The organism is Photobacterium marinum (assembly GCF_000331515.1).
In the GTDB taxonomy this organism is placed as follows: domain Bacteria; phylum Pseudomonadota; class Gammaproteobacteria; order Enterobacterales; family Vibrionaceae; genus Photobacterium; species Photobacterium marinum.
Genome location: NZ_AMZO01000020.1, coordinates 41337 through 55604, shown reverse-complemented (window position 1 = coordinate 55604; position 14268 = coordinate 41337). Strand labels below are relative to the sequence as shown.

Annotated in this window: 15 protein-coding genes; all 15 read left to right on the top strand. The window is 48.9% G+C overall.

Translation table 11 applies throughout. From position 1 onward, the window contains the following. The first annotated feature begins 73 nt into the window (after nt 1-73). The 15 genes from C942_RS13375 (at nt 74) to C942_RS13305 (ending at nt 14261) form a co-directional block, all read left to right on the top strand. Nucleotides 74-1969, top strand: a complete 1896-nt coding sequence (locus C942_RS13375; protein ID WP_007466489.1) for a flagellar hook-length control protein FliK — start codon at nt 74-76, stop codon at nt 1967-1969. 54 nt (nt 1970-2023) lie between these two features. Beyond that, nucleotides 2024-2518 carry a flagellar basal body-associated protein FliL gene (gene fliL, locus C942_RS13370; RefSeq protein WP_007466488.1) on the top strand — a complete coding sequence of 165 codons (495 nt, stop codon included), beginning with the start codon at nt 2024-2026 and terminating at the stop codon, nt 2516-2518. 7 nt (nt 2519-2525) lie between these two features. Then, the gene (gene fliM, locus C942_RS13365; protein ID WP_007466487.1) at nt 2526-3578 is read left to right on the top strand and encodes a flagellar motor switch protein FliM; all 1053 of its coding nucleotides are present in this window, start codon (nt 2526-2528) and stop codon (nt 3576-3578) included. 16 nt (nt 3579-3594) lie between these two features. Then, nucleotides 3595-3987 (top strand): flagellar motor switch protein FliN, encoded by a 393-nt coding sequence (gene fliN, locus C942_RS13360; RefSeq protein ID WP_007466486.1) that lies wholly within the window; start codon nt 3595-3597, stop codon nt 3985-3987. 8 nt (nt 3988-3995) lie between these two features. Then, nucleotides 3996-4406, top strand: coding sequence for a flagellar biosynthetic protein FliO (gene fliO, locus C942_RS13355; protein ID WP_007466485.1), 411 nt, complete (start codon nt 3996-3998; stop codon nt 4404-4406). Continuing rightward, complete coding sequence (gene fliP / locus C942_RS13350; protein WP_007466484.1) at nt 4393-5244, top strand: flagellar type III secretion system pore protein FliP; 852 nt, start codon at nt 4393-4395, stop codon at nt 5242-5244. The genes fliO and fliP overlap by 14 nt, the downstream gene beginning before the upstream one ends. 18 nt (nt 5245-5262) lie before the next feature. Further along, nucleotides 5263-5532, top strand: coding sequence for a flagellar biosynthesis protein FliQ (fliQ, locus tag C942_RS13345; protein ID WP_007466483.1), 270 nt, complete (start codon nt 5263-5265; stop codon nt 5530-5532). A 30-nt stretch (nt 5533-5562) separates the two neighbouring features. Further along, on the top strand, nt 5563-6345 hold the full coding sequence (gene fliR, locus C942_RS13340; protein ID WP_007466482.1) for a flagellar biosynthetic protein FliR: 783 nt from the start codon (nt 5563-5565) through the stop codon (nt 6343-6345). Nucleotide 6346: 1 nt separating this feature from the next. Next, nucleotides 6347-7477 carry a flagellar biosynthesis protein FlhB gene (flhB, locus tag C942_RS13335; RefSeq protein ID WP_007466481.1) on the top strand — a complete coding sequence of 377 codons (1131 nt, stop codon included), beginning with the start codon at nt 6347-6349 and terminating at the stop codon, nt 7475-7477. Nucleotides 7478-7647: 170 nt separating this feature from the next. Further along, the gene (gene flhA / locus C942_RS13330) at nt 7648-9744 is read left to right on the top strand and encodes a flagellar biosynthesis protein FlhA (RefSeq protein WP_036800140.1); all 2097 of its coding nucleotides are present in this window, start codon (nt 7648-7650) and stop codon (nt 9742-9744) included. A 93-nt stretch (nt 9745-9837) separates the two neighbouring features. After that, nucleotides 9838-11481 carry a flagellar biosynthesis protein FlhF gene (gene flhF, locus C942_RS13325; RefSeq protein ID WP_007466478.1) on the top strand — a complete coding sequence of 548 codons (1644 nt, stop codon included), beginning with the start codon at nt 9838-9840 and terminating at the stop codon, nt 11479-11481. After that, on the top strand, nt 11474-12364 hold the full coding sequence (locus C942_RS13320; RefSeq protein WP_007466477.1) for a MinD/ParA family protein: 891 nt from the start codon (nt 11474-11476) through the stop codon (nt 12362-12364). The genes flhF and C942_RS13320 overlap by 8 nt, the downstream gene beginning before the upstream one ends. After that, complete coding sequence (locus tag C942_RS13315; protein ID WP_007466476.1) at nt 12357-13079, top strand: RNA polymerase sigma factor FliA; 723 nt, start codon at nt 12357-12359, stop codon at nt 13077-13079. The genes C942_RS13320 and C942_RS13315 overlap by 8 nt, the downstream gene beginning before the upstream one ends. A gap of 60 nt (nt 13080-13139) precedes the next feature. Next, nucleotides 13140-13511 carry a chemotaxis response regulator CheY gene (gene cheY / locus C942_RS13310; protein ID WP_036800231.1) on the top strand — a complete coding sequence of 124 codons (372 nt, stop codon included), beginning with the start codon at nt 13140-13142 and terminating at the stop codon, nt 13509-13511. A gap of 36 nt (nt 13512-13547) precedes the next feature. After that, on the top strand, nt 13548-14261 hold the full coding sequence (locus C942_RS13305) for a protein phosphatase CheZ (RefSeq protein ID WP_007466474.1): 714 nt from the start codon (nt 13548-13550) through the stop codon (nt 14259-14261). The last annotated feature ends 7 nt before the right edge of the window (nt 14262-14268 follow it).

The following is a 14268-nucleotide window of genomic DNA, read 5'->3' as shown; positions in this document are numbered from 1 at the left end:
CTAAGATAATATATTGTATGGTACGTTTTTTGCATTCGTTGTTCTAATCGTATTCAACATGTGAAGAGCCTTTATGTTTTCATCCAGTTTATTGTCAGCAAAGCCAGCATCTCCGGCTCCCGCTCAAACCGGAAGTGCTAAAGCCACTCCTGCCTCTTCTTCTGAAAGTATCGATTCATCTATCGACCGAAATAACAGCAGAAGTGAAGACCGCTTTGACAAAGAGCTTCAGTCGGCATCAAACAGTGATAAAAAAGTCGACAGAAAATCGGTAGACAATAAGCAGGATGCTAATAAAGTCGATGAAGAACAAAAGGTTAAGCATAAATCACAAGCTCAAGCCGATGATGTGAAGGAAAAGGGTCCGACATCGGATTCTAAGGTTGTCGATAAGTCTGCACCTCCGGAATCTGAAGCGCATGTTGAAGATGCTGAAACTGGTAAGCGTTTGAATGAAAAGGGTGAAAAAGTATCAGCCCAGCTTCTTGATGAGCAGAATGGACAGAACTCCGCCAGCCAGACAGATGAAGAGATATCTGAGCTTGATTCAGGAAAAAAGCAAAAGATAATGAATGATGGTGAAGAGCTGCTTAACCGCCTTTCAGCATCGAACAAACAATTGACGCAACAGGCTGCCGCATCTCAGGAAGGCAAAGAATTGCCGCAGGCAGTTTCAGAGTCCGGGCTGGTGCAAAATTTGACTTTGCAAGGACAAACAAAACAGGCAGTAAAAGCCGAGCCTGAATTAAAAACTGGTAAATTGACCAGTGTTGAAATGGACGGTGAGTATACTGACGAGCAGGTTGAAGGTTTAAGTCAGGAACAACTGGCTCAAGTGTTTGCAGCTCCTTTAGCTGGACAGGCTGCGGTAAACCAGGATGGCAGTGCTGAGAATACTGATGTTCAGGCTGGGCTTGCTGAACAAAGCGCAGCTGACAGCGGTGAAGGAAGTGATGCCGAACCGGCCTTTGCCTTGGGCTCAACGGCTGCGGCGGTTGCAGCTGAAGTTAAAAATATGCAGCAGCCTGGTGATGCGATGCAAGCCGGCTCAAAACTGGCTGAAGTAAAGTCCGCTGAGTTGAGCGCCGGAACTCAGGCATCCGCGGATATCCCAGTAGACTTGAAAGCCAAACTCGATAGTGTTTTTGCTACAGGAACTCAGCAGGCTGCAAATCCAGTTTCCGGTTCTGTATTGGGTGAGGCGGCTGCTACTCCATTGGGAGCACCTTTAACTCAGGCTCAAGCTGCTGCACAGAACCAGGCGGTTCAATCTCAGGCAATGAATGCGTTGACGGCGGGAATGATGGCAGCAGAAGGCGCAGCTGTTGATGGTGAAGCCGCTGCGAACGGTATGGCAGCAGGTACGGCGGCACTTGCTGCCGCTGTTGATACGGCAGCGCCTGATAACGGTGCTACTGACGCAAAAGCAGAATTGCAGCATTCCGTCTCTGGACTGACGACATCTCACGCACAAGCCGCCAAAGCTGAAGCCGCTCAGGCTGCTCAGGCACAGAGTCCGTTGCAACTGAGTAAGGAGCAGGCCGGGGATCAGTTGGCTGAGCGGTTGCAGATGATGATGTCAAAAAATTTGAAGCACGTTGATATTCGCCTTGATCCACCGGAGCTTGGTAAGTTACAGATTAAGTTGTCATTGAATCAGGATCAGGCTTCGGTGCAGTTTACCGTTGGGAACCAGCAGACTCGTGATTTAGTCGAACATGCGATGCCTAGACTGCGGGAATTGTTAAGCCAGCAGGGATTGCAGCTTGCCCAGAGTTCAGTACAACAGGATAATTCAAGGCAGCAGTTTGCCGGGCAGTCAAATCAGGATGCCCAGGGGCAGCAGAGTGGTAACGGTGGTCAGCAAGGTGGAGGTTCATCCCGTCATGGTGACTCAGGAACCGGCAATGCTGAACCTTTAGATATGTACGTAAGTCAGTCATCTGACCGCGTCGATTATTACGCATAAAGACAATGGCTCAACCTCGATTGTCTACAACAATAAAGAAAGGAACATACGTTTATGGCTGAGGGCGCAGAAAATTCAGGCGGAAAGAAAAAACTTTTTATTATCATCGCTGTAGTCCTAGTGCTGTTGATAGGTGGTGGTGCTGGCGCATGGTTTATGATGGGAGACAGCTCCTCGTCAGATGAGGAGGTCGCAGAGGCGGTGGAGACCGCAGAACCGGCAAAACTTGAGCCAGCATACTATGTGATTCTGCCACAGCCATTTATCTTTAATGTGACAGGTGATAAACGTGATCGCCTTGTTCAGGTAAAAGTGCAGCTGATGGTGCGTGGTGATAGCAATGAGTCGACAGCTAAACAGCACATTCCTCTGATTGAAAGTACTTTGCTGCAAACATTTGGTGCTGCGACGGTTGAGCAGCTGAGAACGATGAATGGCCGAACCGAACTAAGCAAGCAGGCATTGTCTGCGGTACAGGATGCTTTGAATAAAGTGTCCGGCCAGAAAGTCGTTGAGCGCGTGCTCTTTACTGGTTTTGTAATGCAATAGGCTTAATGTGAGTGACTTACTGACCCAAGACGAAATCGATGCCCTGTTACATGGTGTCGATGATGTCGAAGATGATGAGGATTCCGGCCAGGAGAGTGGTGCCGGGGTCGTCCAATTTGACTTTTCATCGCAAGACCGGATTGTTCGTGGGCGGATGCCCACCCTTGAGCTAATTAACGAACGCTTTGCCCGCCATATGCGGGTGAGCTTGTTTAACATGCTTCGTAAAACGGCGGAAGTGTCGATTAACGGCGTGCAGATGATTAAGTTCGGGGAGTACCAGAATACGCTTTATGTTCCGACCAGTTTGAACATGGTACGTTTCCGCCCGCTCAAAGGTACGGCGCTGATCACAATGGAAGCTCGATTGGTCTTCATTCTGGTAGAAAACTTCTTCGGCGGTGACGGCCGGTTCCACGCCAAGATCGAGGGTCGTGAATTTACCCCGACTGAGCGTCGTATTGTTCAGATGTTGTTGAAATTGGTGTTTGAAGATTACCGTGAAGCCTGGTCGCCGGTTATGGGTGTCGAGTTTGAATATCTGGACTCGGAAGTAAACCCGACAATGGCAAACATTGTCAGCCCGACAGAAGTGATTGTCGTCAGCTCTTTCCATATTGAAGTGGACGGTGGTGGTGGTGACTTCCATGTGGTGATGCCATATTCCATGGTTGAACCGATTCGCGAACTGTTGGATGCCGGTGTCCAGAGTGACAAGATGGATACGGACGTGCGCTGGAGTAAGGCGCTTCGTGATGAGATCATGGATGTGCCAGTCAATATCCGTGCTAAGTTGCTGGATACGGAGCTGTCTCTACGTGACTTGATGGAGCTGCGTCCGGGAGACGTAATTCCGATTGATATGCCGGAAGCGGCTACTGTCTTTGTTGAAGACTTGCCGACCTATCGGGCCAAGATGGGTCAATCTGGCGATAATGTGGCGCTGAAGATAACTGAAAAACTGAAGCGGCCGGATATGGTGAAAACTGACCTGGCTTTCCTCGATCGTGATGAACTGGGAACGGCATTGCTAGGCTTGCATGACGATAATGACGATTAACTAACAGGTGTAATTTATGTCTCAAAATGATCAACAAATTGCTGACGATTGGGCAGCAGCACTCGCAGAGCAAGCCATTGATGAAAGCGTCCAGCCTGCGCCGTTGGAAGAACTTACCGATGACAGTGCACCTATTACGGATGACGAACGTCGTAAGCTGGATACGATTCTGGATATTCCGGTGACGATTTCAATGGAAGTCGGCCGCTCTCAAATTAGCATTCGTAATTTGCTGCAATTGAACCAGGGTTCGGTTGTTGAGTTGGATCGGGTGGCCGGTGAGTCGCTGGATGTCATGGTTAACGGTACGCTGATTGCCCACGGTGAAGTGGTTGTGGTCAATGATAAGTTTGGTATTCGCCTGACTGATGTGATCAGCCAGACTGAGCGAATTAAAAAGCTACGTTAAGGTTGGTCATGAAAACTCGTTTTTTGCACAACCTTTCAGCCTTACTTGTTCTGGCTACGGTTGGTATGCCTGCATGGGCCGCTCCTGCTGATGAAATGAATATTGCTACCACGTTGGCGGCACTTATTTTGGTAGTCCTGCTGATCTTGTTTCTTGCCTGGTTGCTAAAGCGAATGAAGCTGCCGGGTATTCAGGGCGCAGACGGTTCGATGAAAATCATCCGCCAGCTACCAGTTGGTCAGCGTGAGAGGATTGTGTTGCTACAGGTCGGAGATGAACAGCTTTTAGTAGGGGTGACTCAGCAAAATATTTCCTTGCTGAGTAAGCTTGAGCAGCCGTTGTCCATGGAAGAGACTCAAAGTGGCGGTGAGTTTGCCGCACACTTGAACAAATTACTGAAAAAGAATGATAAGAAATAGTTTCTTTGCCGCCGTCCTGGCGGTTTTTAGCATCTTACTGACTTTCCCGGCGATGGCTGAAACGGCAGATCCTGGCTTATCTTCGGCTGCAGGCAGTAGTGTTACTGTCAGTGAAATGCAGAATGAATCAGGAGCGACACGCTTGATGACCACCGGAGGAAAGGGGGGGATCCCTGCTTTTTCGGTGACAGTGAACCCGGATGGTAGTGAAGACTACTCGGTGACATTGCAGATCCTGGCGTTAATGACAGCGCTCGGTTTCCTGCCTGCGATTGTGATCCTGATGACATCCTTTACCCGAATTGTGGTGGTGATGTCGATTCTGCGTCAGGCAATGGGTTTGCAACAGACGCCATCGAATCAGGTCATCATCGGTATTGCGATGTTCTTAACCTTTTTCATTATGTCCCCGGTCATTGACCGGATTAATAATGAAGCGGTTCAGCCCTACCTGAATGAGCAGATGACAGCCCCGAAGGCATTGGAAGCAGCCCAGCTACCGTTACGACAGTTCATGCTAAAGCAGACCAGGGTTAAGGACTTGGAAAGCTTCGTTAATATGTCCGGTTCCGATGCGACTGATCCGCAGGAAGTACCGATGACAGTACTGATCCCTGCTTTCATTACCTCTGAGCTGAAAACCGCATTCCAGATTGGTTTCATGTTGTTCCTGCCATTCCTGGTTATTGACCTCGTTGTGGCTTCGGTTTTGATGGCGATGGGTATGATGATGCTTTCGCCAATGATTGTTTCTTTGCCGTTTAAGCTGATGCTGTTCGTATTGGTTGATGGATGGAACCTGATCCTGTCGACGTTGGCCGGCAGTTTCGGCTCGTAGTGCTGAAGGGGAATTGCTATGACACCTGAAGCGTTTGTCGAAATTTTCCAGGATGCCCTCTACATGGTACTGCTAATGGTGTGTGCCATTGTTGTGCCGGGCTTATTGATTGGTCTGGTTGTTGCGATTTTCCAGGCAGCAACCTCTATCAATGAGCAGACGTTGAGTTTCCTGCCTCGTTTGATTGTCACCTTGTTGGCTCTGATGTTTTTCGGCCACATGATGACTCAGATGCTGATGGATTATTTCTATCGCATTATTGAGCAGATCCCGCAGTTGCTCTATTAGCGCTGTTTATTGAAATCAGAGAGTAAGCTCATGTCATACCCGTCAGCCCTATTACTGGAGTGGATTGCCAATTACTTTTGGCCGCTGACCCGTATCTCATCGATGCTGATGGTGATGACCTTTTTCGGTGCTCGTTTTGTGTCGGCTCGGATCCGCTTCTACCTTTCTCTGACTATTACGTTTGCGGTTATGCCGGTGCTGCCTCAGGTACCGCAGCAGTATGAAATTTTATCTGTCGGTGGTTTCCTGATCACTGCCCAGCAGGTCATTATCGGTATTTCGATGGGACTGGTGACTCAATTCGTCACTCAGACCTTTGTTTTGTTAGGCCAGATTTTGGGTATGCAGTCGAGTTTGGGTTTTGCCTCTATGGTCGATCCGGCTAACGGTCAGAATACTCCGGTACTGGGTCAGTTTTACCTGTTTTTGGCCATCATGCTGTTTCTTGCCACTGACGGTCATTTGACCATGCTTAATATGGTGGTGATGAGCTTTAAAACCTTGCCTATCGGTGAGGCGATGTTTCAGCAGGTGGATTATCATCAGCTGGCAGGCTGGTTTGGTCACATGTTTAAAGCAGGCCTGAATATGGCTCTGGCCGGAATTATTGCCTTGTTGACAGTGAACCTGTCATTCGGCGTGATGACCCGTGCGGCACCGCAGCTGAATATTTTCTCTCTGGGCTTTTCTTTTGCTTTGTTGCTGGGACTGGTGATTAGCTGGTTCTTGGTTGCGGCTATGGTTCCCCAGTACGAATACAACTGGGATATCGGATTTAGCCAGATTTGTAGTTTGATTAGGGTGGATTGCTGATATGTCAGAAGCTGACGGTCAGGAACGTACTGAAGACGCCACGCCCCGAAGGCTTCAGCAGGCGCGGGAAAAGGGGCAAGTACCGCGCTCAAGAGAATTAGCTTCCGTTGTTGTGCTGGTGGCAGGTGCTGTCAGCTTGATGTGGTTTGGTGAAACCCTGGGTAAAGGGTTGGCTGAAGTTATGATGAATATGTTTTCGCTGACCCGCGAAGAGATATTTGATCTTAACAAACTGTTTTCAGTTATTACGTCCTCAGTCTGGCATATCATGTTGCCGCTGTTAATCGTGCTGGCGTTTTTGTATCTGGCAGCGATTATCGGGGCCGTCGGACTCGGGGGGATCAGTTTTTCGGTTGAGGCTGCCAGTCCTAAATTTTCTAAAATAAATCCGGCCAGTGGAATTAAGCGTATGTTCGGCAAGCAGAGTATTGTCGAACTAATTAAATCGATCCTGAAAGTTTCACTGGTGGCTGGTGTTGCGTTTTACCTGATGCGGGCCAGCCTGGAAGATTTTTTCCAGCTCAGTGTCGAAATTTACCCGCAGAACCTGTTTCATGCCTTGGATATTCTGTCTGGTTTTATCCTGTTGATCTGTTGTTCTTTGCTTATTGTTGTGGCGATTGATGTGCCTTATCAGATCTGGCAACACAACGAACAGTTGAAGATGACCAAGCAGGAAGTGAAGGACGAATTCAAAGATACGGAAGGTAAGCCTGAGGTAAAAGGGCGGATCCGTATGTTGCAGCGTGAAATGGCTCAGCGTCGAATGATGGCTGATGTTCCCCAGGCCGATGTTGTGATTACCAACCCGGAGCATTTCTCAGTAGCCTTGCGTTATGATCCGAAAATTGACTCTGCACCGATTGTTATCGCTAAAGGGGTTGATCATATCGCACTTAAGATTCGTGAAATTGCCAATAAGCATGAGATTGATATTGTTCCGGCTCCGCCATTGGCTCGTGCTCTGTACCATACCACTGAGCTGGAACAGCAGATCCCTGACGGTCTGTTTACCGCAGTGGCACAGGTGCTGGCATATATCTTCCAATTAAAGCAATACCGCAAAGGTCGTGGGCAGAAGCCGACATTGTCGAAAGAAGCTGGCAATATTCCGCAAGAGTTACGTTACTAACTTCTCTACATCTGCTTTTGAGTAATTAGCTTGTGGTGTCAAAAACATGGCGTCACAAGAGGAACGATTATTGCTACGAAGGTTCCTGTTTGGAGGCGAAAGGGCTAAAATGCCCGGTACTTCCATTGGTATAACCAAACTGAACAACTACCTCGACAATAATTAATTGAATGAAGCTTTCGATACCATTTGCGGATAAGCTGCCGCTTTCTCGCTTACAGTCTATGCCATCTCTCGGCGCTCCTGTCATGGTTCTGGCAACCCTGGCTATGGTGGTGTTGCCGATGCCGCCGTTATTGCTGGATATGGCGTTCTCTTTCAATATCGCGCTGGCGCTGGTGGTACTGTTGGTTACCGTTTATACCCGCCGCCCGCTCGATTTTGCTGCATTCCCGACCGTCCTGTTAATAGCGACCCTTTTACGCCTTGCGCTGAACGTTGCTTCTACCCGTGTGGTATTACTTTATGGTCATGAAGGTTCTGATGCTGCCGGTCAGGTTATTGACGCGTTCGGTTCGGTGGTGATTGGCGGTAACTATGCCGTTGGTCTGGTAGTGTTCCTGATCCTGATGATTATTAACTTCATGGTTGTTACCAAAGGTGCAGGCCGTATCTCGGAAGTAAGTGCGCGCTTCACCTTGGATGCCTTGCCGGGTAAGCAGATGGCGATTGATGCCGACCTCAATGCCGGCCTGATTGACCAGGAACAGGCGCGAACCCGTCGTTTTGAAGTAACCAAGGAAGCCGACTTCTACGGTTCAATGGATGGTGCCTCTAAGTTCGTAAAAGGTGATGCGATCGCCGGTATCATGATCCTCTGTATTAACATCATCGGTGGTCTGGTCATTGGTATGGGCCAGCATAACCTGGGATTTGGTGAAGCCATCGAAATCTACAGTCTGCTGACTATCGGTGATGGTCTGGTTGCTCAGATCCCGTCATTATTACTGTCTATTGCCGCTGCCATGATGGTGACTCGTCAAAATACTGACGAGGATATGGGCCAGCAGATGATCTTCCAGATGTTCAATAATCCTCAGGCCTTGATTATCACTGGTGTGATCCTGTTTGTGATGGGAATTGTGCCGGGCATGCCGCATATTCCGTTTCTGCTGCTGGCCGCTTCAATCGGCGGGATTGCATACTGGCGTATGAAGCGAGAAAAAGCCGCTGCGGAGGCCGAAGCCGAAGAGCCGTCAACAGAACTTGCTGTTCAGCCTAGTCAGAAAGAGTTGTCCTGGGATGATGTCCAGCCTGTTGATATTATTGGACTTGAGGTCGGTTATCGTCTAATACCGATGGTAGATAAAGAGCAAGGCGGTGAGTTGCTTGAGCGAGTTAAGGGTGTGCGTAAGAAGCTTTCCCAGGACTTTGGTTTCCTTATTCCGCCGGTCCATATTCGTGACAATCTGGAGTTACCGCCGAATACTTATCGTATAAGCCTGATGGGAGTTGCCTGCGGTGAAGCGAATATCCATCCAAATATGGAGCTGGCGATTAACCCGGGGCAGGTGTTTGGCTCAATTGATGGTGAAGCGACAACAGATCCAGCCTTTGGTCTTGATGCTGTGTGGATTATGGAATCGCAGCGTGAACATGCTCAGGCGCTGGGTTATACCGTAGTTGATTCTGCGACAGTACTGGCAACGCACTTGAGTCAGCTGCTGACCAATAACGCATCGCAGCTGCTTGGGCATGAAGAAGTGCAGAACCTGCTTGAGATGCTTGGCCAGACGACACCGAAACTGGTTGAGGCGTTTGTTCCTGATCAGCTGTCACTGGGTGTGGTGGTGAAAGTGCTACAGAACCTGCTGCATGAAGGTATTCCAATCCGTGATATTAGGACAATTGTACAGACGTTGTCTGAATACTCCTCGAAGAGTCAAGATCCTGACATCCTGACTGCCGCTGCCCGAATTGGATTGAAGCGCCTGATTTGTCAGGAAATCAATGGCATAGAGCCGGAGTTACCAGTAATAACATTGGTGCCTGAATTGGAACAGTTATTGCATAAAACTATGCAGGCGGCCGGAGGTGAATCTTCCGGTATTGAACCTGGATTGGCAGAGCGCCTGCAGCGTTCATTGACCGAGGCCACTCAGCAGCAAGAGCTGAAAGGGGAGCCTGCCGTACTACTGACTTCCGGTGTATTACGGTCAACGCTTGCTAAGTTTGTCAAAAACACGATTCCGACACTGCGCGTACTTTCTTACCAGGAAGTGCCTGATGAAAAACAAATTCGTATTGTTAGCGCCGTGGGTAATTAATAGTGCTTTAAGCACATCAGCAACACAAATCGATATGACCGGCCTGGCAAGGTGATGCCGTAAGCATGAGCGTAATTAAACGGGAAGACAAGATTGAAAATTAAGCGATTTTTTGCCAAGGACATGCGAACCGCACTGAATGAAGTCAAAGAAGAACTCGGTGCTGATGCGGTTATCATGTCGAATAAAAAAGTGACCGGCGGTGTCGAAATCGTTGCTGCGGTCGATTCCGATGGCGGTGCTAGCGAACAGCCGGCAAAAGGCTCTCAGCCGACCCGTGACGCGCTTGCGGCAAGACTGGGTCAGGCTAAGCGTAAGCTTGCTGATGATCAGGTTCAGCTCAAGCAGTCAGCTTCAAGCCGCTTTGCTAATGTGCTGCAAAATTATACTGGTGGTGGTCGTCAGCAGGATGATACCGGTGAGACGGAAATTGATTCTCTGTCGGCATTACTCCAACGTCAGGCCAAACAGCAGGGGCAAGATTCTGCCTCCCGCGGCTATGACGGTCCAGATCGTCGTAGTGCGCCCAATGATCACTCCCAGCCTGGTCGAGGTTATGGCAGTGGCAGTGCGTTGCGCAAGGAACGTCGCCCGGTAGGTGGCGGGAATAATGAGCCATCTCGCTCTGGTATGCGTCAGCCTCGTCATGATTTGGATATCGGTGACTATCGTCGGCCACAGACTAAGAGCCAAGAAATGCGTTCTGACTTCTCTCGCGGAAACGGTCAAGGAAATACCCGTGGCGGCAACCGTTTGGATCCGTCCCGTTATGATCCGAAAGCCAGCAGCCACTCCAACGATGAAATGGATATGATGCGCAATGAAATGGCATCAATCCGCCGCTTGCTGGAGCATCAGCTTTCCGGTCTGATGTGGCAAGAGGTGGAGCGTCGTGAACCGATGCGGGCGATGATGATCAAACGCCTGGAAAAAATGGGACTGTCGCCAGAGTTATCTGATCAATTGGCATGCTATATTCCAGAAGATGTACCAGCCCATGAAGCTTGGCCGGCCTTGCTGGATTTGCTGTCTGATCAAGTTATGACAACCAATGACTGTATCCTTGAAATAGGTGGTGTGGTTGCTTTGCTGGGTCCGACAGGGGTGGGCAAAACCACCACGATTGCTAAGCTGGCAGCCCGTGCTGCAATGGAATTCGGGCCGGATGAAATCGCTCTGGTTACAACGGATACTTACCGTATCGGTGCTCACGAGCAGCTTTCGACATACGGTCGAATTATGGGGTGTCCGGTAAGAGTAGCTAAAGATGCTGAAGAACTTGCCGATATACTTCATCAGTTAAGACACAGACGTCTGGTTTTGCTCGACACAGCCGGTATGGGACAGCGCGATATTCGTCTGTCGGAGCAACTTGACACCCTGATGCAAAATAGTGGTTCGCAAATTCGCAGTTACCTGGTACTGCCTGCAACGTCACAGCGCCGTGTTCTTCACGAGACCATCGAACACTTCCGTCGCATCCCGCTGTCAGGATGTGTTCTGACCAAACTCGATGAATCGCTGAGTTTGGGAGAAGTGATTTGTGTCTCAATTCAGAGTGCTCTGCCTATTGCCTATCTGGCCGATGGGCAGCGAGTGCCTGAAGACATTAAAGTAGCAACTGGTGACTACCTCGTTGCACGTGCGAATGAATTACTAGAACAAGAATTAAGCCAGCAATCTCATTTCTGGAGTAGCGATAGTTCAGAACATCAGGCGGCAGACTTTTATGATTGAGAACCCAATGTACGATCAAGCGAGCGGTTTACGCCGTATGACAAAATTATCATCAACTAAGGTCATTACTGTCACTGGCGGTAAAGGCGGGGTGGGTAAAACCAACGTAACCCTGAACATGGCGATATCCATGGCTAAGCAAGGTAAGCGTGTGATGGTGCTTGATGCCGACCTCGGTCTTGCCAATGTCGATGTTATGTTGGGGTTGCGTGCCGGGCGAAACTTGTCCCATGTACTGGCCGGTGTCTGTGATCTGCAGGATATCATTGTAGAAGGCCCGTATGGTGTGAAGATTATTCCGGCATCATCGGGTACCCAGGGGATGGCGGAGCTGTCACCAAGCCAGCATATGGGGTTGATTCGCGCCTTCAGCAGCCTTGAAGACGATATTGATGTGCTGTTGGTCGATACAGCTGCGGGTATTTCTGATATGGTACTCAGTTTCTCCCGTGCAGCTCAGGATGTGCTGGTGGTGGTTTGTGACGAGCCGACTTCAATTACTGATGCCTATGCGCTGATTAAGGTGCTGAGCCGTGAATACGATGTTCAGCGATTCAAGATTGTGGCCAACATGGTTCGAAGCTACAGAGAAGGGCGTGAACTGTTTGCCAAACTGACCCGAGTGACTGAACGCTTCTTGCATGCAAATCTGGAGCTAGTGGCCTGTGTGCCGTTGGATGACAGGGTTCGCCAGTCAGTAAGGCGTCAGAAAATTGTGGTTGATGCCTTCCCGCGTAGTCCGGCAGCATTGGCCTTCACGTCCCTTGCGACTAAGGCTCTGACCTGGCCGGTACCGACAAGTGCTGGTGGTCATCTTGAATTCTTCGTTGAGAAGTTATTAGTCAAGCGAGCACCACCAGAAGAGGTTTCTATTGGTGAATAAAGCACTGACATACGGGCGTTACCAGGAAAGTCCGCATGCCTTTATTGAGCGTTATTCGTCATTGGTAAAGCGCATAGCCCATCACCTGATGGGAAGACTTCCGCCTAATGTCCTGTTAGAAGATTTGATCCAGGCTGGTATGATTGGCCTCCTGGAAGCACAGAAAAATTATGATCCCAGTAAAGGAGCCAGTTTTGAAACCTTTGCCGGGATCCGGATCCGAGGTGCGATGCTGGACGATATCCGTCGAGGGGATTGGGTTCCTCGTTCGGTTTATAAGAATAGCCGTCGGATCACCGAAGCGATTTCTCTTTTAGAAAATGAGTTGGGGCGAGACCCAAATGATCAGGAAATTGCCGAACATCTCGAAATGACACTCGAACAGTACCACCAGGCCTTAAATGATGTTAATTGTGGTCGCTTAATAGGTATGGATGATCTGGGTGTATCGGAAGATGCGGTAGCAAGTGAGCAATCTCTTGACGAAAATCTTCCATTTCAGGGTGTAGTGGATGATAATTTCCGCCATTCATTGGCTGAAGCCATTAAAACTCTGCCTGAAAGAGAGGCGTTGGTTCTGTCTCTTTACTACGATGAAGAGCTCAATCTCAAAGAGATCGGTGCTGTTATCGGAGTAAGTGAATCCCGGGTATGCCAGATTCATAGTCAGGCAATGCAACGTTTGCGCTCTAAGCTCAACGCTTGGACTGCATAAATACACATTAGATTAGATAAAAACACTGTGACCTCAGTGGAGGCAACTTTGAACAAAAACATGAAAATCCTCATTGTTGATGATTTCTCAACAATGCGCCGTATCGTTAAAAACTTGCTACGTGACCTGGGCTTTAACAACACCCAGGAGGCGGATGATGGATTGACTGCGCTACCTATGCTGAAAAAAGGCGGTTTTGATTTTGTTGTAACCGACTGGAACATGCCAGGTATGCAGGGCATTGATTTGCTGAAGCACATTCGTGCTGATGACGAGTTGAAGCACCTGCCGGTTCTGATGATTACCGCTGAAGCAAAACGTGAGCAGATTATTGAAGCTGCGCAGGCGGGTGTTAACGGTTATATCGTTAAGCCATTTACTGCTGCAACGCTGAAAGAGAAATTAGACAAGATCTTCGAACGTATGCAGTAATTTCGACCGTCAGGCGCGAAAAGGGTAATAACTATAATGATTTCACTCGATCAGGCTAAACAGCTTGTAAGCTTGCTTGAAAGCGGGAAGCAGGATGAAGCCAATATGCTTGTTCAGACCTTGGTGTCTGACAGCCGCGATCCTGTTTATGCAGAGGTAGGTAAGTTAACCCGCCAGTTGCATGACTCGCTGGCAAATTTTCGTCTTGATCCCCGTATCAATGAAATAGCGAAAAACGAAATTCCAGATGCCCGTGACCGTTTGTCTTTTGTTATCGATAAAACGGAATCCGCTGCCAATAAGACTATGGACGCAGTGGATAGTATCCAGCCTATCGCAGACAGAATGAATGACACACTGTTGCAAATCCAGCCGCAGTGGAAGCGACTGATGACCGGGCAGATTGGGCTTAATGAATTTAAGACGCTATGTCATGAAATTGACCGTCTATTGGTTGAGGCAGAAAAAGACAGCAATGTACTTCGTTGCCAGTTGACCGAAATCTTAATGGCTCAGGACTTTCAGGATCTGACCGGACAGATTATCCGTCGTGTTATCGAACTTGTACATGAAGTGGAAGATCAGTTAGTTGAAATCCTTAAAGCCTTTGGCTTGGAACAAGAAGACAGAGCAGCAGCCGATAAGTGCGTGCTTAGTCCGGAAGGACCAATCGTCAACGGTGAAGAGCGTGCTGATGTCATGTCTTCTCAGGACGATGTTGACGACTTGCTGTCTAGTCTAGGATTTTAGGGGAAAT